Raw genomic sequence first — 26,510 nt, 5'->3', positions numbered from 1 at the left:
GGTCATTAGGTCTACTTCATCCTCTTGTTCTGTTCCCTGTGCCATGACCCTCACCTTGCCCCGCTCGATCGCCCAACAGGTGCGCCCCGATTTCCCGATCCTGGATCAGCGGGTGCATGATCAGCCGCTGGTGTATTTGGACAATGCGGCGACTTCCCAAAAGCCCCGACAGGTGATTGATGCCTTGCGGCACTATTACGAGTGGGACAACGCCAATGTGCATCGCGGGGTTCACACCCTGAGTATGCGGGCCACGGATGCCTATGAAGCGGCACGGGAAAAGGTGGCTAAGTTTGTGAATGCCCGATCGTTTCAGGAAATTGTGTTCACACGCAATGCCAGCGAAGCGATCAACGTGGTGGCCTACAGTTGGGGCATGAGCCAACTACAAGCGGGCGATGAAATTATCCTGTCCGTGGCAGAGCACCACAGCAACTTAGTGCCCTGGCAATTGGTGGCCCAACGCACGGGGGCAGTGCTGAAATTCGTGGGCTTGGATGCCACGGAATCTCTGGATTTGGAGCAGTTGCGATCGCTGATTTCCGATCGCACCAAACTGGTCTCCCTGGTGCATGTGTCCAACACCTTGGGCTGTGTTTTGCCCGTGGCCGAGGTGGTGGCCGCCGCTCGATCGGTGGGAGCCAAAGTCTTGCTGGATGCTTGCCAAAGTGCGCCCCACTTGGCCTTGGATGTGCAAGCGCTGGATTGTGATTGGCTGGTGGCTTCTGGCCACAAAATGTGCGCCCCAACGGGCATTGGCTTCCTTTACGGCAAGCTGGAATTGCTGCGATCGATGCCGCCCTTTTTGGGGGGTGGGGAAATGATTGCCGAGGTGGATTTAGAGCGATCGACCTATGCGGACTTGCCCCACAAACTGGAAGCAGGCACACCGGCCATTGGCGAGGCGATCGCCCTGGGCGCGGCGATCGATTACCTAAGCGCGATCGGGATGGATGCCATTCATCACTACGAAGCGGAATTAACCCGCCACCTGTTCGATCGCCTCGGGGCCATTCCCGAATTGCGCATTTATGGCCCCCGTCCCCAGGCGGATGGTTCCGGCCGGGCGGCTTTGGCGGCCTTCACCGTGGATGGGATTCACGCCCACGATCTCTCCTCATTTTTGGATCAAGAAGGAATTGCCATTCGATCGGGTCACCACTGCACCCAACCCCTGCACAAGTCCCTGAACATTGCTTCCACCGCCCGCGCCAGCCTGTATTTTTACAACACGATCGAAGAAATTGATCGGTTTGCCCAAGCCCTGCACGCCACGATCAACTTCTTCCAGTCCGTCACCTAAACTGGCAACCGCTTCAGCTCATCGGTCAAACTAGGGAAGCCGCTCCCCAGTCGATCGATCGCTGTCGATTTTGCTCCGAATGCTGCCAGATCTCACGCCGCTCCGTTCTCGACTCTCAACCCTTGTGCGCCGAATTCACCGATGGGCGCTGCTGTTGCTGGTGACCATCGGGGCGATCGGCCTGGTCAATGCTCCCCTGTGGGCTCGTAGTCCTCTGCTCCTGCGCTGGACAGAACTCGATGTTGCTCGCTCCTCGGGCATCAGTGGCCTGGCCTGGCAGGGATCCGATGGCGATCAAGAGTTCTTTTTGGCGGTTCACGACACCAAGGGAGATCGGGCCCGCACGGCGCTTTATCGGCTCAGTCAGGTGCAATGGGGCGATCGACCGCCCCGGGGCCGATCGTCCCTCGCTTGGCCCCCCGATGCCGAACTGCCGATCGACCTCGAAGCCATCAGCGTCATTCCCGGAACCGGGGACTATCTGGCCGTGACCAGTCGCGGACGGGCCTATCGGTTGTCGGCGTTGGAGAATGGTTCCTCGATCGCCGAGGTTTTCCTGAATCCAGACCCCCGATCGCTGGCCGGTGAACTGACCGTTCGGGCGGTTTTTAACTTGCCCCCCACCCTGGAACCCGATCGCGACATTGAAACTCTGCGGATTGTGCGCTGGGGCAATCGCCTGGCGATCCTGTTTGCCGATCGCGGTGGCCAGGGCCGCCCCGCCACCCTCCACTGGGGTTGGTTTGACCCGGCCAGCAACGCGATCGCGCTACAAGGCAGCGCCCCCGTGACCGGCCCCTTGGATTTGGCTACCCAGCGATCGCTCTCGGATTTGGTGTATTTGGCCGATGGTCGTCTGTTGGGCGTGGCCACCATTGATGGCGGCGATCGGGGCCCTTTTCAGTCGGCCCTATATTGGGTGGGGTCTTTGACTTGGGTTGAGGGTCAATGGGTTTGGCAGCCGGTCGATCGCCCGCAAAATCTGATCCAAGCGGGCAACCACAAAATTGAAGCGATCGCCCTGGCTCCGGAGCCAAACGCTACGCGCCTGTTGTTGGCCACCGATGACGAGGATTTAGGCATGGCGATCGCGTTCATTTCCCTGCAATCTTTAGGATCCCCGTAGTTCTCAGCCCTGGCTCCGGCGGCCGCAGCATGGTTCCTAAAGTAGGATTTTGCTCGCTTAACCGCCCCATCGTGCAACCAGATGCGCCCCCTTGTCATCACTGCGAATTGGGCGATCGGGCGGCTGGTGGGGCCGAAAGCTCTTGAATTACGCGGCCAGAACTGGTGAATGAAACGCCCTGCTGAAAACTGGTGCTGAGCATAATCGCTTCCACGATCGGGGCCGTAACCTGTTTTTGTTCCGCGACCCACTCCACCACAAAACTGGCGCTGGAACCACCGCTGCGATCGGTTTGGGGAATGAAAAATTCTGTGCTTGCTAAGGGCGGCAACTTCAAGGCACTGCTGGCATATTGCTTGATCAGCTTGCCTTGGGAGTCGTAATACCGCACCGATCGCACCACAATCGACTCCGTGAGGCTGGTGTTGCGAATACTGAGGGTGACACTCAGCAGGAATTCATCCTGTCGATCGCCGTAATACACATGAGAGTAGGCTGGCACCAAGATGACCTGACCGGTGCTGACGGCCAGGCGATCGGGCGCGATCGCAATGCCGCCGCCGGATTGGGTGATACGCGTCAAGGGTTGTACCGGGGGCGAACCGGCCGGCACGGACGACGAAGACAGAGAAGGCGATGGGGGCGCTTGGCAACCCACCAACAGGCCCGCCACCGCGCCCATCAGTCCGGTTGGCCGGATGCGGCTGGCGGCTTGCCCGAGCCATGGGTTCCCGATGATTTTCCCGATCGACAGCATGAGGGTATGGGGGGTTGGAGAATAACCTAGAGAACAGCCCTTAAGGCATGGCCTGCAATTTCTCTAGCTCACGGCGGGCTGCGTCATAACAATCCAGTTGCCCCCGATCGAGACAGAGCTTGGCCGCCTGCCGAAAATCCGCCGCCGCCGGGGCCCGGTTCCCCAAGCCCACCTGCACCAATCCCCGCTGTTGATAGGCCATGGCATAGCGATCGTCCAGGGCGATCGCCTGGTTCAGATCGCTGAGTGTGCCTTGGGGTTCCCCCAGGGCCTGGCGAGTGAGGGCGCGGTAGTAGTAGCTTTCCGGATCTTTGCTGTCTAAACGAATGGCCACCGTCAAATCGGCCAGGGCTGAGGGCAGATTGCCGCTGGCAAAGTGAGTACGTCCCCGCACCTGATAGGCCCTGGCGTTGTTGGGATCGAGCCGGATGGCTTGGGAACTGTCGGTGATCGCCCCTTCGGAGTCGCCCGCCAGCATTTTGGCCAAGGCCCGACCACGGTAAGCCGCCGACCAACTGGACTGCTGAGACAGCACTTTGTCAAAGTCCGCGATCGCCCCTTTTGCATCGCTCAGTTGCAACCGCACAAACCCCCGACCCAAGTGGGCCGCACTCAACTTGCCATTGTCTTGAATGGCTCGATCGTAGCTGGCCAGAGCACTTTGCAAATCGCCCAGGCGATCTTGCGTGGCCGCCAGATAGGTACGGGCGATCGCGTCACTGGCTTCGAGCTGCAAGGCTTGGTTTAAGTCGGCCAACGCCGCATTCCAGTTGCCGCTGTTGTAGTAGGCCACACCGCGCAAAAAATAGGCGGAACTGCTGGCGGACCAAACCAGCGCTTGGGTTGCGTCGTGGATGGCCTTGCTGTAGTCCCAGGTGCGATCGGGAGCTGGGGTTTTTCCCTCCAACATCCGCGCAATCCCCACCAAATCCGAGGGGGACGCATTTTGGTTCATCACCAATCCCGTGGGCACTTGAGACCAGCGCGACAAAATCATCTGGGCAATAGCCAACTGGGGCAACCCCGACTGCCACAGGGTCGCCAGCCCCACCACCGTGCCCAACAACCCCAACCCCCAAGGCCACCAACGTCGCCACCATTCAGCCCAAGGAATGGGGTTGCCTAGTTCTTCCTCGGCGGCGGTGGTGATGGACTCGCCAACATTCCCGCCCATCAACGGCAACAGATCCATCAACACTTCCTCGGCGCTGGCGTAGCGCTGTTGATAGGAAGGATGCACCATCTTATCGAGGACGGTTCCAAACGCCGTGCTGACAGAAATGCTGGCCCGCCAATTCAAACGGCCGCTCACCGGCTCCTGGGATCCGCGCAGGGCCTGTAATTCCTCCGAGGAAAAGCCCCCTAAGGCCTGAATTGCGATCGCCCCGACGGCATAGATATCGCTGTTGAACTGGGGATTGCCATAAAACTGCTCGATCGGCATGTAGGCCGGAGTACCCGCCGCGATCGTGCGAGCGGCGGCCGATTCCCCATCGGTTTGCAAAATTTCCTTCACGGAACCAAAGTCAATCAACACCAACCGGCCGTCAGCGCTGCGACGGATTAAGTTGGCGGGTTTGATGTCCCGGTGAATCACCCGGTTGCCATGGACAAAGGACAAAATTTCCAGAATTTCCGCCACCATGGAAATCACCCGTTGCTCCGGGAGCGGTTCCCCCACCACCAATTCCCGCGAGAGGGGGTGGCCCGGTGCAAATTCCTTGACGAGATAAAATTGCTCGTTTTCTTCAAAAAAAGCCAACAGGCGGGGAATTTGGGGATGGGTTCCCAACCGTTGCAACATTTCCGCCTCCCGCTGAAAGAGACGGTGGGCGTTTTTGGCGGCGGTGGGGTTGGGACGCAACAGGCGCAGTTGCTTCACCACACATTGGGGATAGCCCGGCCGGCGAAGATCCGCAGCCAGGTAGGTTTTGCCAAAGGCTCCGGAGCCAAGCACTTGCAAGATGCGATAGCGCTTATCCAGCAGTTGGCCGATGGTGATAGGATCCTTGCCTAGGGATGATTTGGGAGGTCGATCGCCCGGAGGTGGAGGAGAAGGTGGGGTGTTGGGGGCCAAGTTCAGTTAGGGATGGGGCAAAAACAACGGGTTAAATGATCCAGAAACGAGGTCTGGGGCGTTAAAGGGTGAGACAGACCCCAGCAGGTGAATGGATGGCCGCGCCTAGTCGCGCGATAGGTCTAATTCGTTGGGCGCAGATTACGGAGTTAGTCGCAATCCCGGGGGGCTGAAGCCCTTTGCTGCCTAACGATCGGGTAACAGTAGCAGTCATTTGACTTGACCTATGGCTTGACCAATGAAAGCAAGCTTGCCGCACGACTAGGAGGGCGGAGGGCTGGCGGCGGGGCTGGGTTCGGGTGGTGGGGCTTCGGGTTCTTCCTCATCGGACAATTTGAGATCGGTGGGCAGTTTGCCCGCTTGGATCTGTTGGATTTGGTACTGGGCATCACGGTAACAACCCAAACGGCCTTCGTCGATGCACAGCTTGGCCGATTGTTGGAAGTCGGTGAGTGCGCCGGTTTGGTCGCCCTGCTTGAGCCGAGCCACGCCCCGATCGTAATAAACCAGGGCATGTTCTGGCCGCAGCTCGATCGCCTTGTTAAAGTCTTCGATCGTGCCTTCCACTTCGCCCAAATCCCAACGGGTTAGCCCCCGATTGTAGTAGGGGTCTGGGTCGTCTGGTTGTAGTTGGATCGCAATGTTGAAATCCTGAAGGGCGGCCTGGAGGTTGCCGGCCCGCCGATGGGCTAGGCCGCGGTTTTGGTAGGCCAGGGCATAGCTGGGGTTCAGTTGAATTGCTTTGGTGGCATCGTCGATCGCCCCCTGTTGGTCATCCAGGTTCGATCGCGATAGGCCCCGATTCAGATAGGCGGGGGCCAGGAGGCGGGCCGGCACTCCCTTGGCCGCAATCACACGGTTGTAGTCCTCGATCGCCCCTTTGTCGTCGCCAATGTCGCCCCGAACGTTGCCCCGGTTCAGATAAGCCTGCACCAAGTTGGGGTCGTAGGTCAGGGCCCGATCGTAGTCCTCGATCGCGGCGCGGGCATCGCTGAGACGGTAGCGGGCGTTGGCCCGTTGGAAATAGCTGGGGGCATGTTTGGGCCGCAGGCGAATGGCCCGATCTAAATCCGCGATCGCCTTTTGATATTCCCCAATTTCCTCATAGGCGGCTCCCCGTCGGTAGAGCGCTTCCGCATTGTTGGCATCCACCTGGAGGGCTTGGCTGTAGTTGGCGATCGCCTCTTCCAAGTTTTCGGCCTTCAGTTGGTCACTGCCGCGATCGACCCAATAGCGCGATCTCAGGGGCCCCGCCAACAACAAGGCCCCAAACCCCAAACCCACCACCGCGATCGCCACCCCCAACCACAACCGGCGATCGGGCCAACGGCGTTTGGCCGCCTCCTGGGCCTCGCTGTGGGCGGGGGAGTTTTGGCTGCTGCTGGCCAGCCGGGCCCGCAGGCCGCTCATGCCCGCGCCGCTGAGATTCACCCCGCTGCCCATGGACAGGCCATAGAGTTCCTGTAAATCCCGCAGGGCATCGGCGGCCGACTGATAGCGGCGATCGAAGTAGGGAGAAATCAGCCGCTCAATCAGAGAAATCAGTCCGGGGTTAATTTGCCCGTGGTTGGGCCAATCCAAATGGGGCGGGCGATCGCCATTGTTGTCTTTGGGTTTGGGCAGGGCATTGGGCGACAACCCGGTCAGGGCTTGGACGCAAATCATCCCCACCGCGTAGAGATCGCTGTTGTAGAGCGGGTTGCCCTGCAACTGTTCCGGCGACATGTAAACCACCGAATCTGGCGAAGGGGGCGGCGTGATCGCATCAGCCCGGGCTGAGGGATTGGCAATTTCTTGAATCAAGCCAAATTCGATCGGGACAATTCGCCCATCGATCGTGCGGCGAATCAGGGTTTCGGGCCGCAAATTACGGTGAATGACCCCGTTTTTGTGGACAAAATCCAGCACTTCCAGCGTATCTTGCAGGAAACGCACCACATACTCTTCCGGTTGGGGCTGATTGGCCTTCAGCTCCTCGGCGATGGTTTGCCCCTGGATCAGTTCCTCAATGAAAAAAAGTTGTCCCTCCTGCTCAAAGCAGGCCAAAAGCTGCGGGATTCGATCGTGAGTGCCCAGCTTTTCGAGGGTTTCTGCTTTTTTCTTAAACAGCAACTGCACCACTTGCAGTGCTTTGGAATTTTTACTGGGGAATTGGAATTGCCGCACGATGCAGTGGGGCAAGCCCGGTCGGCGCAAGTCCGCAGCCAGGTAAGTTTGCCCGAACGCTCCGGACGACAGGATTTCTACGATCCGATAGCGTCGGTCGAGAAGTTGACCGACTGAGAGCGTCACCATAGGGCCAGGCTGCGTTTACTGTGTCAGCGTTCAAAGCAGTGGGTTTGTAGGGAGCGAGCGGCATCCGGGGGCAAAATTGGGCGATCGCGCGGGATGGTCGCACGCTTCAAGTTTAAACCACCCACCCGAGGGCTACGACGGCTAACACCATAACTCTTTGGGGATCCTTCGGAGGAATGGGTATGTTTTTTAACGATCCATGGGGGGATTCGCTGCAAAGGAGCGTTTGAATCAGCCATTTTTAGACCATTCTTTTTTAGACCATGCTTAGGGCATTCATTTAAGTTGACTAGATCGATCGTTTCCAATCCCCTTCCAACCTGCTTTCGATTCTGGCAATTGCGAGGATCGGCCCAGGAGGAGATTGGATCCCGATCGGGATTCGGGGTTGATTAACAGGTAGCATTTTGGCTCTATCCACAAAGCAGGTGTAAACCATGTCCCGAACCGGCAAAGGGCGATCGCACTATTGGCAACTGTGGCCCTTCGTGCGCGCGGAGGCCAAAACGATCGCCCTGGCGTTGGCCTGCACGGTGGGGTTCACGGCTTTTTGGCCGGTGTTGGCCTGGTTGCCGGGGCAGTTGGCCGAGCCGATCGGCACGGGTCAGCCAGACAAAATTTTGCAATTGGCGGGCTTAGCAGCCCTGATTTTTCTGGTGCGCGGCGCGTTTCAGTATGGCCAAGATACCTTGATGGCCAAGGCGGCTTTGCGGGTGGCCATGACCCTACGGGTGCGGCTGTATGGACATTTACAAACCCTGAGCCTGGACTATTTTGAGCGATCGCAAACGGGTGACCTGGCCTATCGACTCACGGGCGATGTCGATCGGGTGGGAGATGCGGTGGGCAAGGTGTTTCACCAGTTTGTGCCCTGTGTGCTGCAACTGGTGGTGGTGTTGGGATACATGATCTATCTCAACTGGCAGTTAACCTTGGCTACCTTTGCGATCGCGCCCTTGATTGCGGTTTTGATTGCTTGGTTTGGGGATCGCCTGTTGAGCTTTGCTCGCCGCAGCCAGGATCGAATTGCGGGATTGGCGGCCACGATCGCGGAAATTTTGGCGGGGATTCGGTTGGTGCAAGCCTTTGGGGCAGAACGCACAGAACTCGATCGCTTCCGGCAAGAGGCCGAAGCGGCCCGACACGCCAAACTGCAAGCGGCCCAAGCGAAGGCGGCTCAGTTTGTGATTGTGGGCTTTTTGGAAGCCATGAGCGTGTTGGTGTTGTTTTGGTTGGGAAGCTGGCAAATTGGCCAAGGCAACTTAACCGGCGCGGGGTTCATTAGCTACGTGACCGCTGTGGCCCTGTTGATTGACCCCATTTCAATCACCACCAGCAATTACAACGAATTCAAGGAAAGTGAAGCCTCGGTCGATCGGCTGTTTGAGCTGCTGGCCGTGCCGCCGACGGTGCGCGATCGCCCCGGGGCGCAACCCCTGCCCACCATCACCGGCCGGGTGGAATTCCGCGCGATCGAGTTTGCCTACCCGAGCGCGGCGGAACCGGTGCTGCAAGGGTTGGATCTGACCGTGCGGCCCGGTGAGGCGATCGCCCTGGTGGGGGCTTCCGGCGCGGGCAAAAGCACGATCGTCAATCTGTTGCTGCGGTTTTATGATCCCCAAGGGGGCCAGGTTTGCATTGATGGCATCGATTTACGAGAGGTGACCCTCAACAGCCTGCGCCAACAGATTGCGATCGTGCCCCAGGAAACGATCCTCTTTTCCGGTTCGATCGCCCAAAACATCGCCCTGGGAAACCCCAAAGCCAGCCGCAGCGCCATCGAACAAGCCGCCCAAATTGCCAACGCCCACGACTTCATCAGCCAACTCTCCGAGGGCTACAACACCTGGGTGGGCGAACGGGGAGCCAACCTGTCCGGCGGCCAGCGCCAGCGAATTGCGATCGCCCGGGCCGTGTTGCGAGATCCCAAAATTCTGATTTTGGACGAGGCCACCAGCGCCCTCGACTCGGAATCCGAAAGCCTGGTGCAGGAAGCGCTCGATCGACTGCGGCGCGATCGCACCACCCTGACCATTGCGCACCGCCTGGCCACCGTGCGTGGAGCCGATCGAATTTTGGTGGTTGAAAAAGGGCAAATTGTCGAATCGGGCAGCCATGATCAGCTACTGGCCCAAAACGGTCGTTATGCCGCCTACTATGCTCGCCAGTTTCGTGAATAAAGAGTTGCAGTTTTTGGGAAAGATCTCTTGTGAAGAATTTGGTTTGAAAAATCTTTCCTGAACGATGCTTCCTGAATGCTGAATCTGGCTGCTTTCCCAACCCAATCCCGATCGGGAACGTCTTCATGGCTGCTTTACAAGTTGCTTGGTCGCAAATTACACAAGCTCCCCTTTTCAGATTGGGAACTACCCCGATCACGATCGGGTGGATGATTCAAGTGGCGTTGCTGCTGATGCTGGTGAGTCTATTCACCAAAGGCCTGCGCCAATTGTTAAAAAACATCATCCTAAAACGCTTGGGCATGAGCGAAGGAACCCGTGGAGCGGTCGCTATTTTGTTTAGCTGGAGCATGGGCGCTCTGGGTTATGTGCTGGTGCTCCAAGCCATGGGATTACAATTGGAATCCTTTGCTTTGGTGGTCAGTGGTCTAGGTGTTGGCATTGGTTTAGGGCTGAAGGAACTAACCAAAAATTGGGCTAGTGGTTTGACCCTATTGGGTGAGCAAAAACTCAAGGTTGGAGACCTGATTGAATTTAATAATAAGCTGGGCTATATCCAAGATATTTCGATTCGTTCAACTGTGATTCGCACGTTTCGTGGATCGGAATTAATTGTGCCCAACAGTGAATTAACAAATCGAATGGTTGAAAATTGGAGTTATCAAGATTGCCGAAGCCGGATTGAAATTCCCTTAAAAGTGGTTCCGACTAGCGATCTTTCAGTCGTGACAGAAATTTTGCTGGCGGCGGCTTTTACTCACTCACATATTTTGCGATCGCCCCCACCCAAGGTGATGTTTCAAGGCTTTCAAGAAGGCAGTATCAGTTTGGAGCTTTGGGCCTGGGTCGATCGTGTTGATCAACGTGCTGGCATTCGCAGTGCTCTCCACTTTGCGATCGCCCATGGTTTGCGGCAACATCAGATTCAGCTTGCACCAACCCTTCCTCATTGGGTTGCGGCCGAGTCGGAACCCTCAGCGGCCGAGGCTGGGGCGATCGCTCCGGCAACTGTTCCCAACGAACCCCTCAAAGACCTGCTGCGGTCGATCGACTACTTCCAAAGTTTCACCCCCCTGGAAATTGAATTTTTGATCCAATTAGGCTACCGGCGGCAATTAACAACGGCCGAAATTCTTTATCAGCAAGGGGATGGGGCTCATGAATTTTGCATTGTTTTAAAAGGGGCGATCGAAGCCATTTTTGAAAATCAACGCATTAGCCGCCGGTTGTTTTCCTTCACAGAGGGTGAATTTTTTGGTGAATTGCCGCTGATGTTGAATGTGCCTTACCCCACCACCATGCGAGCGGCGGAACCGACCGAACTTTTTTTGATTCACCGTGATGGGTTTCAACTACTTCTGAATAACCATCCCCATTTGCTGGAGGTGATTTCGCAGGCCATGGGCGATCGTCAAGATGTGTTGGAGAGCTATCGCCACCATTTAGAAACAGCGGGCCTATTGGAAGATTCGGAACCGAAAAGCCTAATGGCTAGATTTCAAAACCAACTTCGCCAATGGGTTAGTCATTGGTCTGCTTAATTGCTTCCTGAAATTTGATCCAGAATATTTTTAAATTTTTGGCCGAAATTTTTGACCGAAATCTTTCACTAAATTTCTGTCTTGATGTCAACAAAAGCATCTTAAATTGTTTTTCACGCTCATGTGATCAGTGAGTGATGTCTCTTGGGCTAAATTATGGTCAAAGAGTTCGTAGGGGCCATTGCTCAAATCCAAATACTTAAACGCAATTTAATCTGCCAGTAGAGTCCCAAGTCCTAATGAATTTGCTAGATTGAAAGTCGCGACTATTAACCCTGCCATTCATTGGGAATCGTTCTGTGAGTTCATCTCCTCAGCTTCTAAGTCCTTTCACGTTTGGTGATTTAACCCTCAAAAATCGCGTGGTTTTGGCTCCCCTAACCCGCGCCCGTGCAGGGGTGGAGCGCCTGCCCAATGCCTTGATGGCGGAATATTATGCCCAGCGATCGAGTGCTGGCCTTTTGATTAGCGAAGCCGCCGTCGTTTCTGAACAGGGCATTGGCTGGCAAAACTCTCCTGGCATTTACAACGACGCTCAAACGGAAGCCTGGAAACAGGTCACCCAAGCAGTGCACGATCGGGACAGCAAAATTTTCTTGCAACTGTGGCACTGTGGCCGCGCTTCCCACAGCAGTTTCCGCGCCGATGAGTCGCTGCCGGTTTCGGCCTCCGCGATCGCCATCAGCAACGACCACATCCACACCCCCACGGGCAAACACCCCTACGAAACCCCGCGCGCCCTGGAAACCGACGAGGTGGCGGCAGTGGTGGAAGACTATCGCCGGGCCGCCGAACGAGCCAAGGCGGCGGGTTTTGATGGGGTGGAAATTCACGCGGCCAATGGCTATTTGATTGATCAATTCCTGCAATCTAAAACCAACCACCGCACTGATCGCTACGGTGGCAGCCTGGAAAATCGCTATCGGTTTCTGAGCGAAATTGTGGCAGCCGTAATCACAGTTTTCCCGTCCGATCGGGTGGGGGTTCGGCTTGCGCCCAATGGGATTTATAACGATATGGGTTCGCCGGATTATCGGGAAACCTTTACCTACGCGGCGCAACAGCTCAATGCACTGAATTTGGGCTATTTGCACGTTATGGATGGCCTAGCAATTGGGTTCCATAACTTGGGTGAACCGATGACCCTGAGCGAGTTTCGATCGGTGTTTTCAGGCCCCTTGATGGGCAATTGTGGCTATACCCAAGAAACGGCAGAAGCGGCGATCGCGTCGGGGAATGCAGACTTGATTGCTTTTGGGCGACCTTTCATCAGCAACCCGGACTTGGTTGAGCGGTTTGCCCATGATTGGCCCCTGGCTCCGGAAGCTCCGTTGGAGGTTTGGTACGCTTTTGACGAAAAGGGCTACGCGGATTTTCCCGCCTATCAAGCATCGTAGGCCGCTTCGACTTGCATAGTGCTGAAATGGGCTAAGAATCCCTTGAAAAAGCTGAAGAAATCAAGGAATTCCGCTAAAAAACAAGGGGCTTCAGCCCCTTGTCTGTTTGATGCTCGATATCCTCTTAATGCTGGATATCCTCCCCGCCTTTACTTGACCTAAACCAAATATTCCTGGAGGGATTTCACAGTTAGGGGTTGGGATTGGAGCGATCGAATGGCGGCGGCTGTGGCCTTGGCCCCGGCGATCGTGGTGATGATGGGCACTTTGTAAACCAGGGCCGTGCGCCGAATGGCTCGATCGTCGAACTGGGCTTGCTCCCCGGCGGGCGTGTTAATCACCAACTGCACCTGACCGTTGACGATCGCATCGCGAATGTTGGGCCGGCCCTCATGGATCTTCAGGGTCAATTGCACCGCTTTGAGGCCATGCTCATGGAGCACTTTGCGCGTGCCTTCGGTGGCCAACACTTCAAAACCCAAGTCCAGCAGTTCCTTCACCACCGGCACGATCGCCGCCTTGTCGCGACTGTTGACCGACACAAACACCGTGCCGGCTAGGGGCAACCGTTGACCTGCTCCCAGGGCTGCCTTGGCGAAGGCCGTGCCAAAGTCTGGATCCACGCCCATCACTTCCCCGGTTGATCGCATTTCCGGCCCCAGAATCGTATCGGTGCCCGGGAATTTTTCAAAGGGCAACACCGCTTCCTTGAGGGCAAAGCGATCGGGGATCACTTCCTGTTCAAAGTCCAGTTCGGCCAAGGTTTTGCCAGACATTACCCGCACGGCCATTTTGGCCAAGGGCACCCCGATCGCCTTGGAGACAAAGGGAACCGTCCGCGAGGCCCGGGGATTCGCTTCCAGGATATACACCTGGGGTTGGCCATTGTCGCCCGTGACCACCGCGAACTGAATATTCATCAGCCCCACCACCTTCAGGGACTTGGCTAGGTCGATCGTCCAGCCACGGATGGTGTCCAGGGCGCTGGTCGGCAGCGAGAAACTGGGAATAGCGCAGGCGGAGTCACCGGAGTGAATCCCGGCCTGCTCGATGTGTTCCATGATCCCGCCGATCGTCACGTTGCCACCATGGTCGGCGATCGCATCCACATCCACCTCGATCGCGTTTTCCAGATACTTATCAATCAAGATTGGGTGATCCGGTTCCACCTGCACCGCCACGGTCATGTAGCGTTCCAGATCCGCATCGGAATAGACAATCTCCATGGCTCGACCGCCCAACACATAGCTAGGCCGCACCACCACCGGATAGCCAATCCGCCGGGCAATATCCAGGGCTTCACCATAGCTGCGAGCAATGCCGTTGGGGGGCTGCATGATGTTCAGTTCCCGCAATACATGCTCAAACCGTTCCCGGTCTTCGGCCATGTCGATCGAGTCGGGCGACGTTCCCCAAATTTCCGTTGGCAGGTCGGGGTTGCTTTGCAAAGCCGTCAACAACGGAACCGACAGTTTCAGGGGTGTTTGACCACCAAACTGCACAATCACACCCTTGGGCCGTTCCGCTTCGATGATGTTCAGCACATCTTCCTTGGTCAGCGGTTCAAAGTAGAGCCGATCGCTGGTGTCGTAGTCCGTGGAAACCGTTTCCGGGTTGGAGTTAACCATGATTGTTTCGTAGCCATCCGCTTGCAGCGCAAAGGAAGCATGACAACAGCAATAGTCAAACTCAATCCCCTGGCCAATTCGGTTGGGGCCGCCACCCAGGATCATCACCTTTTGTCGATCGCTCGGCAGGGTTTCCGTTTCCGCCGCCACGGTTTCCGCTTCGTCACCGGTCAACACCAGGCTGCTGGTTTCATAGGCGGAGTAGTAGTAGGGCGTATAGGCTTCAAATTCGGCGGCGCAGGTGTCCACGGTTTTGTAAACCGGCACAATGCCCAAGCCTTTGCGATAGGCCCGCACTTCGTCTTCGCTGGTTTTGGTGGCGTAGGCAATTTGTCGATCGCTGAAGCCCTGTTGCTTAGCCGCCAGCAGAATTGCGGCGCTCATGTCCTTTAAGGGCGTGCGCTTCAGCAGCTTTTCGGTTTCCAGAATTTCTTGCAGCTTATCCAGGAACCAAGGATCAACGCCGGTCAGTTCGTAAATATCTTCCACGCTCATGCCTAGCTGCATGGCATAGCGCAGGGTAAAGACGCGCTCCGGGCTGGGGGTGCGCAGGCTCGATCGAACCTGTTCCAGGCTGGGAATTTTTTCATCCCGATCGCAGCCCCAACCGGCCCGACCCGTTTCGAGCGATCGCAGGGCCTTTTGGAAGGATTCCTGGAACGTCCGCCCGATCGCCATTGCCTCACCCACGGATTTCATTTGGGTGGTCAGCACGGCGGGCGTGCCGGGGAATTTCTCGAAGGCAAACCGGGGAATTTTGGTGACGACGTAATCGATCGTCGGCTCAAAGGAGGCTGGGGTTTTTTGGGTGATGTCGTTGGAAATTTCATCGAGGGTGTAGCCCACGGCCAGCTTGGCGGCAAACTTGGCGATCGGGAAGCCCGTGGCCTTGGAAGCCAAAGCCGAGCTGCGCGACACCCGGGGGTTCATTTCAATCACAATCACATCACCGGTTTCCGGGTTCACCGAAAACTGAATATTGGAGCCGCCGGTTTCCACCCCAATTTCGCGGATGATCTTGATCGAGGCATCCCGCAGCCGCTGATATTCCTTGTCGGTGAGGGTTTGGGCCGGAGCCACGGTGATCGAATCGCCCGTATGCACCCCCATCGGGTCGAAGTTCTCGATCGAGCAGATAATCACCACGTTATCGGCCAGATCGCGCATCACCTCCAGCTCGTATTCCTTCCAACCCAACAAGGATTGCTCAATCAGAATTTGTGAAACGGGGCTGGCATCCAAACCCGACTGGGCAATTTCTTCAAATTCCTCTTGGTTGTAGGCAATGCCGCCGCCGGAGCCGCCCATGGTGAAGGCCGGGCGAATAATCAGCGGGTAGGAGCCAATTTGGCGTGCCACATCACGGGCTTCTTCCAGGGAGTTGGCCAACCCCGAGGGGCAAACGCCCACGCCAATTCGCTCCATGGCTTCCTTAAAGAGCTTGCGGTCTTCGGCCATCTCGATCGCCGCCAGCTTGGCCCCAATCAGCTCCACACCATAGCGAGCCAGCACGCCGCTCTTGGCCAAGGCCACGGCAATGTTCAGGGCCGTTTGGCCGCCCATGGTGGGCAGCAAGGCATCAGGCCGCTCTTTAATGATGATTTTCTCAACCACTTCCGGGGTGAGCGGCTCAATGTAGGTGCGATCGGCCATTTCTGGGTCGGTCATGATCGTGGCTGGGTTGGAGTTCACCAGCACGACCTCGTACCCTTCGGCCCGGAGCGCTTTACAAGCCTGAGTACCGGAGTAGTCAAATTCGCAGGCCTGACCAATCACGATCGGGCCGGAACCAAGGAGCAGAATCTTGCGAATGTCGTCGCGGCGGGGCATAAGGGCAATCCCAGGGGACTAGCGATTTCGATCGACCACGGGCCGCCCGGCCCGAGATCCTGCCTATTGTACGAGGTGCGATCGTCCCGTCAATGTTTAGGGCGCACTGTTCTCCGGCCCGGTTTCGCTTTGGGTTCCTACCCCAGGCCCGCGATCGGCGGCCAAAGGGGCGAAAAAGTTTTTTAGAAAATCTTCTGGAAGACCGCCCAGAAAATTTTTTTAGAAAATTTCAGAAAAACGTTTGACAAATTCGGGTTTATCCGCAAATATGTATATCGCTGAAGGCGCGGGACGCGAAACAAAAGCGCTCCGAAAGCCAGAAAGCGATTTGGGTCTGTAGTTCAATTGGTTAGAGCACCGCCCTGTCACGGCGGAAGTTGCGGGTTCGAGCCCCGTCAGACCCGTTCAAAAGATAAAGTTCAAGAGTGAGGAGTGAAGAGCGTCAACTCTGAACCCGAACTGAGCCTACGTTGTTACTGATGTTGATTCTATTGCTTCAGTCTCAACCAGGCAGGTCGATTCTGTGCGATCGATCCTCAGGGCCTGTCGTCATTTCCATCGCCGTAGGGGTTGGGTCTCCCAACCCTAACCCGGGCGATCGCCACAACCCTGTCCACCCCTGGGAGCACCCAAGGATCACGAGAACTGGGCGGGGAAACCCCGCCCCTACGACTGATTGGTTTAAAGAACGAGGTCATCAGGGTTTCAGGAAATTTGACGACAGCCCTAAGCCCCTTGTTACGACGATTGGGACATGGAAAATCAGGCGAGTTCAAGATTAATTCCCGGGATCTTCAAACTTATAGCCGGCCCCAATCACCGTTTTCAGAAATTGGGGATTTCCGGGATCCGGTTCAATTTTCTTGCGCAGGCGGGCCACATGGGTGTCCACCACTCGCTCATCGCCAAAAAAGTCATCGCCCCAAAGTTTGTCGATTAGTTGGCTGCGGCTCCAGACCCGGCCCGGATAGCTGAGGAAGGTGGCCAACAGATTGAACTCCAAGGTGGTGAGGTCAAGATCTTCAGAATCGTGATCGGGCAGGTGGCGACGGGCCACGCGCCGATCGCTGTCGAGGCTGAAGTGGTGGGTGGCGTAGGTGGGGGTCAAGTCCCGATCGCCCCCGGTTCCGGCCTGGCGCAAACTGCGACGCAACAGCGCCCGCACCCGAGCCACCATCTCGCGGGGGCTAAAAGGCTTAACTAAATAGTCATCTGCACCGGTTGACAGGCCCACAACGCGATCGAACTCTTCGCCCCGCGCCGTCAACATCAAAATATAAGGATCCTTGTCGCCGGGTTTTTGGCGAATGCGGGCACAGACTTCGAGGCCATCAATGCCCGGAATCATCCAATCCAAAATGACTAAATCGGGCTGCGACCGATAAAACTGCTCGATCGCCGCTTGGCCATCGTGACAAACCCCACAGGTGAACCCTTCGCGATCGAGCGTGCCGCGCAACAACTCCGCAATCTCCGTGTCATCTTCCACAATCAGAATTTGCATGATTTGCAGGGCCTCATCCGTGTCGCGATCACACCAAACACATCGAACAACAGGTCGAAATCACACCGAAGCTTTGAGCATTTTGAGCCAATCTTCAGCCCATCCTGTCCCAGGATCACACCCCCATCCCGGCCATGGGCCGATCGCACTTTCCCTTTCTGGGTGCTGATGGGCGATCGGGTTAGCTCCAGGGTGAAGCGGGTCTTTCGTCCTCAGCATAGCGCTCAGAAACCGGGGCGATCGTGCCGCAGATCCTTTGCAGCAGCCATTCTCAGCTTGATCGGCTCAAATAAAGAACTGTAACAGTTCTGGCCGGGGGGGTATGGCTCAACACAAAGCCAGTGCTAGGATTTCCCGTAAATTCGCAAGACTTTTTAGAGACTAGCGAGACAAAAAGCGATGTCCGAAAATCCTACACCTGAAACCAGCGGCCTCACGGGCCAAACGCCGAAATTTGGCGGTAGCACGGGTGGCTTGCTCTCGAAGGCTAACGTCGAAGAGAAATACGCCATTACCTGGACCAGTACCAAAGAACAAGTTTTTGAAATGCCCACCGGTGGCGCTGCCGTCATGAATGCAGGCGAAAACCTGCTGTTCTTGGCCCGCAAGGAGCAGTGCATCGCCCTTGGTAAGCAACTGCGCACCAAGTTCAAGCCCAAAATCGAAGACTATAAGGTCTATCGTATTTATCCCAACGGCGAACAGGAGTTCATCCACCCCGCCGATGGCACCTTCCCCGAAAAGGTGAATGCTGGTCGCGACTTCAACGGCAAGAAGGATCGCCGCATTGGCGAAAACCCTCAGCCCGCAACGGTCAAGTTCAGCGGCAAGCAAACCTACGAAGTGTAGGTTTTTGGGGTTGCCCATGGTGGGCGCTTGGATGGGCGAGGGGTTGAGCTTGAATTGCAAGGCGGTTTTTGACTCCTGCACTTAAACCGCTAATTTGCTCAGAATTCTGCTTGACCGCTCCGCTTGATCCCTGTGTTTGTCCATGGGCTGGGGAATTTTCCCCGATTCCAAGACTGCCAAATCGACTCAATAAACGGGCCGCTTCCCTGCTTTGGGGCGGCTCGTTTTTGTTTTGGGCTTGTCTGTTTTGGGCTTGTCTGTTTTGGGCTTGCCTGTTTTGGGCTGGCTGATTACCGGTGCTGTGCCATTGCATTCCTACGCTGGGACATCGACACCATGGGGCGATCGCCTGATCGGAGAAGTTTTGGTGCAAGGAATCCAGACGGTTGCTAGTATTTTGAGACTTGCTCATCTGCTGCTGACCCATGTTGCCCGACTTTAGCCAATTTTCGGAACTCGCCCGCCAAGGAAACTTCGTCCCGGTTTATCGCGAGTGGGTTGCGGATTTGGACACGCCGGTTTCGGCCTGGTTGCGCACTTGCCAGGGCCAACGCTACAGCTTCTTGCTGGAGTCGGTGGAAGGGGGCGAAAATATTGGCCGCTATAGCCTTTTGGGTTATGACCCCCTGTGGGTGCTGGAAGCGCGTGGAGATTTGGCGGTGCAAACGTTCCGGGATGGGACGGTGGTGGAGCACCGGGGTAATCCGTTTGAAATTTTGAGCAGTTGTTTGGAGTCGGTGCGGCCGGTGAAGCTGCCACAGTTGCCCCCGGGAATTGGCGGGCTGTTTGGCTTTTGGGGCTATGAGCTGATCCAGTGGATTGAGCCGCGTGTGCCGGCCTATGGGCCCACGGAGGCGGATTTGCCCGATGGGCTGTGGATGCAGGTCGATCGCCTGATGATTTTTGATCAGGTGAAGCGCAAGGTGTTTGTGATTGCCTATGCGGACTTGCGGGATCCGGCGGTGGAGCTGCGCCAGGCCTATGAGGTGGCCTGTGGGCGGGTGGATGAATTGATCGATCGCCTCCAAGGCAGTATTGATCGCCAAGAATCACTCCTGCGCTGGACTCCGGCCACCCAGAGCGATCGCCCGCCCTTGAATCCTCGCAGCAACACCACTCGCGAAGCCTTCCATGCCAACGTGCTCAAGGCCAAGGAGCACATCAAGGCCGGCGATATTTTTCAGGTGGTGATTTCCCAACGGTTGAGCACGGATTTTGAAGGGGATCCTTTCGATATCTATCGATCGCTCCGGTTGGTGAACCCTTCGCCCTACATGGCCTATTTCCAATTCGGTGATTGGCAATTAATTGGTTCCAGCCCGGAAATCATGGTCAAGACCGATCGCCAAGTTGATGGAACCATTCAAGCCACCGTTCGCCCGATCGCCGGTACACGCCCCCGAGGAGCCAACCACGCCGAAGATGAAGCCCTGGCGGCGGATCTGTTGGCAGATCCCAAAGAAGTGGCCGAACACGTGATGTTGGTGGACTTGGGCCGCAATGATTTGGGGCGCGTTTGCAACAGCGGCACGGTCACGGTTAATCAACTCATGACGATCGAGCGCTACAGCCACGTGATGCACATCGTGAGCAACGCGATCGGGCAAGTGGCGGGCGATCGCACGGCTTGGGATGTGTTGGCTGCCACCTTCCCCGCCGGAACCGTCAGCGGTGCGCCCAAAATTCGGGCTATGGAGATCATTCACGCCCTAGAAGGCTGTCGGCGCGGCCCCTATTCCGGAGCCTATGGCTACTACGACTTTGAGGGGCAACTCAACACCGCCATCACCCTGCGCACGGCCTTGGTGCGCAACCGCGCTGATGGCACTCACGAAGTGTCGGTGCAAGCGGGCGCGGGCCTGGTGGCGGACTCGGATCCCGAAAAGGAATACCAGGAAACCTTAAATAAGGCGCGCGGCGTGCTGGAGGCCTTGCGTTGCTTGCAAGGTTAACTCAGCCAGGGTTGACCCTAGCAACTTGGAAGAACCGCCATTCAAAGCGCCTGAGCGCCTTGATGCAAGCTGGAATTAGGGCGCTGGCTGCACTGCCAAATGTTTCAGCAGCAAGCTCACCCGAGGGCCATAGCCTTCCAGGTATTCCATGGGCAAATGCACGAGCACCACAAAGGGGCGACCCGCCATTTCCCCTAGATAAAGCTCTCCGGCGATCGGCTCGCCTTTGTCGGTGCGCATGAAGGCGATCGCCCGTTTCACCCAACCAAACCGCTTGAATTTGGGGTCGTCGCTCGATCGAACAATGCTGGCCCGATTCGTGGCCAACCAGCCACTGGGGCCCGTATAGCTTTGCCACAACTGTTCCGGCGTGGTGGGCGTTTCCGGAACAATCACGCTGACATAGGCCGCTTCGTTGCGGACTGCTCCCCCCTGGGCCACAAACCGGGCGATCGCGCGGCCCCCTTGGCGATTCAGGCTTGGGGCAAAATCTTCCCGAGCCAAATAGGTCACCACTGGAAATCGATCGGGCGCAAACCGCTCCAGCTCGATCGACTCCGGCTCCCCTTCAACCATGATCGTCTCGGTGATGCGGGCGGGCGGTGTGGGCGTGGCTTGGGCAACCGGCGCGATCGATTGGGGAGCGATCGGCAAAACCGGCGAGCGATCGGCTCCGGTCACGGGCCCTCCCATTGAACAAGCACCCAACAAAAGCAAGGTCAAGACTGCACGCATCACGATTTTTCTCCCAGCAATTCAGCATTCGCGAAGTTCAACAGCAATTCAGCAGAAGTCCAGCAGACGTTCAGGCATTTAGTTGCTCCCTTGCTGAACCGCTCATCCCTTCAGTAATTTGGCAATTCGGTAGCTTAAAAACAGCAAATCAGGACAACTATCGGTATAAATCAGTAGAGGTCAGGGGCCAGTAGGGCCAAGCGATCGGCGGAGCTGAGAGTTGAACCTGCTCGGTTTTGCCTCCCCCAGTCCACCACCCCATTGCTATTTCCGCCACTAATCATCAACAGACGGGATAGAAATTGATCAGAATTCAAAGCAGCAGTTAAGTAAAGATTTGCAATCAGGAATTACAACTCGATTTGCAATTCAGCCCTCTCGAATCACATGATTCCCCGTCTGCCATTCACCAACCTTGTGAGGCGAGCTCCTGGATAAGTTGCTATCGCCTAACAATCCACAACTATTCCTGACAGAGGGCATCGAATCAGGCTACGGTAAACACGGCGCTATTTGCGCCCAGCGTCTACATTTTTTACCTGCATCTTCCCGATTTTTTTCCTTTAAGGTGTGCATCATGCAAATAGCATCTGAGCCAAAGCCGTCACTCAGGGAGTCATGTCAACACTTCAGTTCTATCAAGCCCTGAGTGGGCGACTTCGCAATTGGTCGTGGGAATGGTTACTCATTGCCTTGCCGGCCCTGGCGGCCCTCATCAGTGGAGCCATCACCTGGCGGTGGCAACTTCTGATTTTTTCGGAGACCGCCCCAGAGCTGAGCCAGATGGTTCCCCCCGTCAGCACTGTGGCAATGGTGGCTTTTTTGAGTACCTCAGCAGCCAGTGTGATTGGGTTTTGGATTGCCCGCCAGACCTGCGCCCAGGCGATCGCCCATTCTTGTTCTCCTCAGGATTCTGATTCCCATTCCCGTTTGCTGTTGGTCAATCGTTTCGATCGTCATTCTCATTCTCATTTTCATTATTCTTTCGATATCAATCAACATCCTCATTCCAATTTCAAGATTAGTTCTGAATTTGAAGCTGATGGTTCTGCATTTGTTAATGATCATCAAGGAGAAGATGGTCCCAGTAACCGTCATCAAGGGTTGAATGAACCGGTTAACGAACTTGTTCATGGGCAAGTGAATGATCAAAATGATCAAGAAGCTGATGATCAAGAAGTTGAGGAAATGAATGACGAGGCCAATCCTGAAGCAACGGATTTGGCAGAGATTGACATTACAGATTTGGCAGAAATTCCGGAAGATTCGGCCGATTGGGATGGTTTAGATGGGCGATTTGTGCCCACCCAATTTCTGCAATTGTTGCAGCGGTCAACCTTGGCGGAAGTGAGCCTGGGAGACTATACGGAACGAACCATGGCGGTCATGTTTGCCGATATTCGGGGTTTTACGACCCTTTCGGAAACCATGTCCCCTCAGGAAAATTTGCGTTTTTTGAATGCCTATTTGGGTCGGATGGAGCGAGCGATCGCCCAACATAATGGGTTCATTGACAAGTACATTGGCGATGCCATTATGGCCCTGTTTGAAGGGGATGCTGACCTGGCGGTTGATGCGGCCATTTCGATGCTCAAGGCGTTGAGTGAATATAACCAGGAGCGCTTGCAGGCAGGGCGATCGGCCATTCGCATTGGCATTGGCTTGGATACGGGGCCGCTGATTTTGGGCACAATCGGGGGCGTTCACCGCATGGAAACCACCGCGATCGGGGATGCGGTGAATTTGGCTTCTCGCCTAGAGGAATTAACGAAGCAATATAGTGTTTCGATTTTGGTTTCCCATCGTCTGTTGGCAGCGCTGCATAACCCCTCTAAATACAGCATTCGGTTTATCGATCGGCTGTATGTGCGTGGCAGAACTCAACCTGTGGCGGTTTATGAAGTCCTGAATGCCGATCCGATTGAATTGCAAACCCTCAAGCGTGCATCCAGTAGTTTATTTGAGGAAGGAGTCCTGCGATTCCATCGTCGGCAATATCGGGAAGCCGCTTCTTTGTTTGAGGAATGCCTCAGCATGAATCCGACCGATCGCGCAACTCATATCTATTTGCAGCGATCGGTTTTGGCGGGTTTTCCACCTTCTGAACATACCTGGCAATTAATTAAGGGCAAGGTGATTCATAAGCGCAAACGCTACCGAGGACGGCGACGGGCCCGATCTCGCTGATGATCGTGCTGATGTCTTGAGCCAAAGCCTGCGGGCCCTCACCGGAACCGGCGCTTGACTCACCATTGACTCCCCATCGGCTTCAGAGTTGACATCCCCGCCAAGCTGTAGCGTAATTGATGGGAACTTGCCCCGATCGCTGTTGCAGCCTTCATCCATTCCCCGCCATCCATTGCCGTCGGTACTGCGATGAATGGGAGATCGCCGGAGTTTCCTGAAGGCTAGGATTTCCCGAAACTAGGGTTTCCTGAACAGGATCTCGGATGCCGTTCCAGATGTGGAGTTGCAAAATGGCGCGGTTCAATGGCGCGGTTCAATGGTGCGGTTGTGATTGGTGAGGCAGTTGCTTGTCCTTGAGGATTGGAGGTCTGGAGTTTGAAGGGGCTAATTTCAGGAGCGATCGCGAGGGATGCCCGCAGACGGCCGATTGGCGTGTTTGACAGTGGCGTGGGTGGCCTAACGGTTTTGCGGGAGTTATATCGCCAACTGCCCAACGAGTCGCTGCTGTATTTGGCGGATACGGCCCGTTTGCCCTACGGGATGCGATCGCCCGCCGAAATTGTCCAATTTTCACGCGAAATCCTCTCCTGGATGGAACGCCAGGGCGTGAAGATGGTTGTGATGGCCTGCAATACCTCTTCGGCGTTGGCGCTGGATGTGGTGCGCGCAGAGTTTGATTTGCCCATTGTGGGCTTGATTTTGCCGGCGGCTCGGGTGGCGGTCGATCGCGGATCCCGGGTGGGAGTGATCGCCACGCCAATCACGGCCGCCAGCGATGCCTATCGCCGGGCCATGGTGGAGATTGATCCCACGGTGCAGGTTTGGCAAGTGGGCTGTCCGGAATTTGTGCCGATCGTGGAGCAAGGACGGTTGCACGAACCCGACACCCGAGCGATCGCGCAACAGTACCTGGAACCGCTGCTGGAACAGTCGATCGACACGTTGGTTTATGGTTGCACCCACTATCCACACCTGGCAGGGGTGATTGAACCACTGCTGCCGCCGGGAGTGGTCACGATCGACCCGGCCGTCCATGTGGTGGCCGCCGCAACCCAAGAGCTGGAGTTGCTCAACCTGAAGCATTTGGATCAACCGCAACCCACTCGCTTTTGTGTCACGGGCGAGGCCGATCGCTTTGCCAGTTTGGCAACTCGCTGGTTAGGCTGTGCGCCTTTGGTGGAGCAGGTGCAACTGCTGGAGGCGGAAACCCTAGGCGATTACTTGCCGATCGAGTCGCCGTTGTCAGCTTAGGCCGGGCGATCGGGAAATTGCCTCCAGGGATCACTGCCATGCGATGATCAGCAATAGGCACGCTCCCAAAAATCTTGAGAACACAGCGATCGCCTCATCCATCTCTGCCCATTGATCCCAGGCTGGAATAGTCGCCGGGTTTGATGGGCTGTCCGCCGTTGCCCGATCGATCTCCCATGACCATTTACTTCTACAAAGTTGGTGAACCCTATGGGTGTTTTTCCAACTTCTCGCCCCATTGGATTGTTGTTGATGGCGTTGACTGGCCAACGGTGGAACATTTCTATCAGGCACAGAAGTTTGTGGGTACAGAATCGGCGGCCGTGATCGATCGAATTCGATCGGCGCTGACTGCATCGGAAGCGGCCGCCTTGGGGCGCAACCCGGCCCATCAGTTGCGATCGGACTGGGATCGGGTGAAGCGATCGATCATGGCCCAAGGGGTGTGGGTCAAGTTTTCCAGCCATCCTGAATTGGCGCAAGTGCTGCTCAGCACGGGCAGCGAAGAACTCATTGAAGATTCACCCACAGATTATTACTGGGGATGTGGAGCCGATCGCACCGGAAAAAACGAACTCGGCAAGGTACTGATGGAAACGCGCGATCAACTGCGGGAGAACCTGGCCTTGAGCCGCAGTTTTCTCTAGATAAACAAACAGAATAAACAAACAGACAAGGGGGTTAAACCCCTTGCCCCCGAAAGCTTGGCTCGCGCTCAAAGCCCTAAGCTCGAACACTCAAAACAAACAGACAAGGGGTTTAAACCCCTTGCCCCCGAAAGCTTGGCCCTTGCTCAAAGCCCTAAGCTCGAACGCCTAAGTTGAAAACCTTACGCACTCGGAATCCGCGTCAGCAACACCGGACAGTTGGCATAAACCCGCACATAGTCCGACAGAGACGATCCCAGCAGGCGATCGAGATCCGGCAGTCCCTTCGCCACCGATGGCCGGCGATCGGGCGACCCCAACAGCAACAGATCCGCATTGTTATCATCCGCCAGGCGACAGATGGTTTCCCCAGCCCGGCCCCCGGCCGAAATGGCCTTGTAGCCAACCCCAAACTTTTTCGCCTCCGCGATCGCCCCAGCCAGCACCTCATCGCTCTCGCCGCTGATCACCTCATCCGGCTTCCGTTTGGCATCCACGTGGGTCAAAATCAACTGGCTGCCCTTGATGTCCCGCGTCAAAAACAGTCCCAATTGCAGCGCTTGCTGAGATGCATCGGACTTATCGATCGCCACCATCACGCGGTTAATCCGCTTGACGTAGATATCATCCTTCACCAACAACATCGGCCGCCCCGACAGTTGGAAAACATACTGACTCACCGAGTTTTCCAGAATCGATTGCAGCCGCTTCAGACCCCGCGATCCCATCACGATCAAGTCCGCGTCTACACTGTCCGCCACCCGCAGCACCAAATCTTTGGGTTCACCCTGCTGCAACATGGGCGACACCTGTTCCGGCGGCAGACCCAAAAACTCGATCGCCTTGGCCAGCATTTTGCCGCCTGCTTCCAGCTTTTCGGCCATTTGGTCAGACCCAATCCGACCAGGAACCACGTGCAAAATGGTGACATGGGCATCTTTGATCGCGGGGATCTCCATCAGAAATTTCAGCATTTCTTCTGACTGTCCCGTGCCCGAGTCAGCGAACAAGATTTTTTTAATCATGGCTTCTGAAGGAGTCGCGTTGCTAGACCGATCAAGAACTACTCAAGAACAATGTTGAAATTTGATCCAGAGAAAATCAATAAAACGCTAACGCCAACCTAAGACTAACCAACTGGATATCAAGTAAATATCCTGAAATGGGTATTGCTGAGAGTTGGTGTTATTTAAGGATGTCTCTTTGCTGTGTGAATCAACCGGGTCAGGGGTGACACAAACCCAGTAGGCA

Annotated in this window: 17 protein-coding genes and 1 tRNA gene; 11 read left to right on the top strand and 7 right to left on the bottom strand. The window is 56.1% G+C overall.

The window, feature by feature from the left end; genetic code table 11:
• Positions 1-43: 43 nt before the first annotated feature.
• On the top strand, positions 44-1,303 hold the full coding sequence (locus H6F46_RS13955) for a SufS family cysteine desulfurase (RefSeq protein ID WP_190355349.1): 1,260 nt from the start codon (positions 44-46) through the stop codon (positions 1,301-1,303).
• A gap of 79 nt (positions 1,304-1,382) precedes the next feature.
• Entirely contained in the window at positions 1,383-2,429 is a 1,047-nt protein-coding gene (locus H6F46_RS13950) for a hypothetical protein (RefSeq protein WP_190355350.1), read from the top strand.
• A gap of 97 nt (positions 2,430-2,526) precedes the next feature.
• Here H6F46_RS13950 and H6F46_RS13945 read toward each other — a convergent pair whose 3' ends face one another.
• The 3 genes from H6F46_RS13945 to H6F46_RS13935 form a co-directional block, all read right to left on the bottom strand.
• Positions 2,527-3,186 (bottom strand): DUF3124 domain-containing protein, encoded by a 660-nt coding sequence (locus H6F46_RS13945; RefSeq protein WP_199291568.1) that lies wholly within the window; start codon positions 3,184-3,186, stop codon positions 2,527-2,529.
• Positions 3,187-3,226: 40 nt separating this feature from the next.
• Complete coding sequence (locus tag H6F46_RS13940) at positions 3,227-5,263, bottom strand: serine/threonine-protein kinase (protein ID WP_190355351.1); 2,037 nt, start codon at positions 5,261-5,263, stop codon at positions 3,227-3,229.
• 261 nt (positions 5,264-5,524) lie between these two features.
• Positions 5,525-7,558 carry a serine/threonine-protein kinase gene (locus tag H6F46_RS13935; RefSeq protein WP_099535534.1) on the bottom strand — a complete coding sequence of 678 codons (2,034 nt, stop codon included), beginning with the start codon at positions 7,556-7,558 and terminating at the stop codon, positions 5,525-5,527.
• A gap of 437 nt (positions 7,559-7,995) precedes the next feature.
• Here H6F46_RS13935 and H6F46_RS13930 point away from each other — a divergent pair, with 437 nt between their 5' ends.
• The 3 genes from H6F46_RS13930 to H6F46_RS13920 all read left to right on the top strand — a co-directional run bounded on the left by H6F46_RS13930 (position 7,996) and on the right by H6F46_RS13920 (position 12,676).
• Positions 7,996-9,738, top strand: coding sequence for an ABC transporter ATP-binding protein (locus H6F46_RS13930; RefSeq protein ID WP_190355352.1), 1,743 nt, complete (start codon positions 7,996-7,998; stop codon positions 9,736-9,738).
• Positions 9,739-9,863: 125 nt separating this feature from the next.
• Positions 9,864-11,279, top strand: coding sequence for a mechanosensitive ion channel domain-containing protein (locus H6F46_RS13925; protein ID WP_190355353.1), 1,416 nt, complete (start codon positions 9,864-9,866; stop codon positions 11,277-11,279).
• 299 nt (positions 11,280-11,578) lie between these two features.
• A complete protein-coding gene (locus tag H6F46_RS13920) occupies positions 11,579-12,676 on the top strand; it encodes an alkene reductase (protein WP_190355354.1) in 1,098 nt (365 codons plus the stop codon).
• Positions 12,677-12,834: 158 nt separating this feature from the next.
• Here H6F46_RS13920 and carB read toward each other — a convergent pair whose 3' ends face one another.
• Positions 12,835-16,134, bottom strand: coding sequence for a carbamoyl-phosphate synthase large subunit (carB, locus tag H6F46_RS13915; RefSeq protein ID WP_190355355.1), 3,300 nt, complete (start codon positions 16,132-16,134; stop codon positions 12,835-12,837).
• 330 nt (positions 16,135-16,464) lie between these two features.
• Between carB and H6F46_RS13910 the strand changes: the two genes are divergently transcribed.
• A tRNA-Asp gene (locus H6F46_RS13910) sits at positions 16,465-16,538 on the top strand.
• 374 nt (positions 16,539-16,912) lie between these two features.
• Here H6F46_RS13910 and H6F46_RS13905 read toward each other — a convergent pair.
• Complete coding sequence (locus tag H6F46_RS13905) at positions 16,913-17,638, bottom strand: response regulator transcription factor (RefSeq protein ID WP_099535626.1); 726 nt, start codon at positions 17,636-17,638, stop codon at positions 16,913-16,915.
• A gap of 399 nt (positions 17,639-18,037) precedes the next feature.
• On the opposite strand from H6F46_RS13905, the gene H6F46_RS13900 reads away from it, so the two are divergent.
• Both H6F46_RS13900 and H6F46_RS13890 read left to right on the top strand, forming a co-directional pair.
• Complete coding sequence (locus tag H6F46_RS13900; protein ID WP_099535524.1) at positions 18,038-18,487, top strand: photosystem I reaction center subunit II PsaD; 450 nt, start codon at positions 18,038-18,040, stop codon at positions 18,485-18,487.
• Between the two features lie 425 nt (positions 18,488-18,912).
• Positions 18,913-20,439, top strand: a complete 1,527-nt coding sequence (locus H6F46_RS13890) for an anthranilate synthase component I family protein (RefSeq protein ID WP_190355357.1) — start codon at positions 18,913-18,915, stop codon at positions 20,437-20,439.
• 75 nt (positions 20,440-20,514) lie between these two features.
• Here H6F46_RS13890 and H6F46_RS13885 read toward each other — a convergent pair whose 3' ends face one another.
• Positions 20,515-21,174 carry a hypothetical protein gene (locus H6F46_RS13885; RefSeq protein ID WP_190405015.1) on the bottom strand — a complete coding sequence of 220 codons (660 nt, stop codon included), beginning with the start codon at positions 21,172-21,174 and terminating at the stop codon, positions 20,515-20,517.
• A gap of 618 nt (positions 21,175-21,792) precedes the next feature.
• On the opposite strand from H6F46_RS13885, the gene H6F46_RS13880 reads away from it, so the two are divergent.
• From H6F46_RS13880 to H6F46_RS13870, 3 genes are all read left to right on the top strand, one after another.
• Positions 21,793-23,361 carry an adenylate/guanylate cyclase domain-containing protein gene (locus tag H6F46_RS13880; protein ID WP_190355359.1) on the top strand — a complete coding sequence of 523 codons (1,569 nt, stop codon included), beginning with the start codon at positions 21,793-21,795 and terminating at the stop codon, positions 23,359-23,361.
• A gap of 399 nt (positions 23,362-23,760) precedes the next feature.
• On the top strand, positions 23,761-24,612 hold the full coding sequence (murI, locus tag H6F46_RS13875; protein WP_099535624.1) for a glutamate racemase: 852 nt from the start codon (positions 23,761-23,763) through the stop codon (positions 24,610-24,612).
• A gap of 176 nt (positions 24,613-24,788) precedes the next feature.
• Entirely contained in the window at positions 24,789-25,259 is a 471-nt protein-coding gene (locus tag H6F46_RS13870) for an NADAR family protein (RefSeq protein WP_099535622.1), read from the top strand.
• A 182-nt stretch (positions 25,260-25,441) separates the two neighbouring features.
• Here the strand turns inward: H6F46_RS13870 and H6F46_RS13865 are convergent, their stop codons facing one another.
• Positions 25,442-26,284 (bottom strand): universal stress protein, encoded by an 843-nt coding sequence (locus tag H6F46_RS13865; protein ID WP_190355360.1) that lies wholly within the window; start codon positions 26,282-26,284, stop codon positions 25,442-25,444.
• Between the last annotated feature and the right edge of the window lie 226 nt (positions 26,285-26,510).

This window comes from Limnothrix sp. FACHB-1083 (assembly GCF_014696485.1).
Lineage (GTDB): Bacteria > Cyanobacteriota > Cyanobacteriia > CACIAM-69d > CACIAM-69d > CACIAM-69d.
This window is presented reverse-complemented; position numbering and strand designations above follow the sequence as displayed.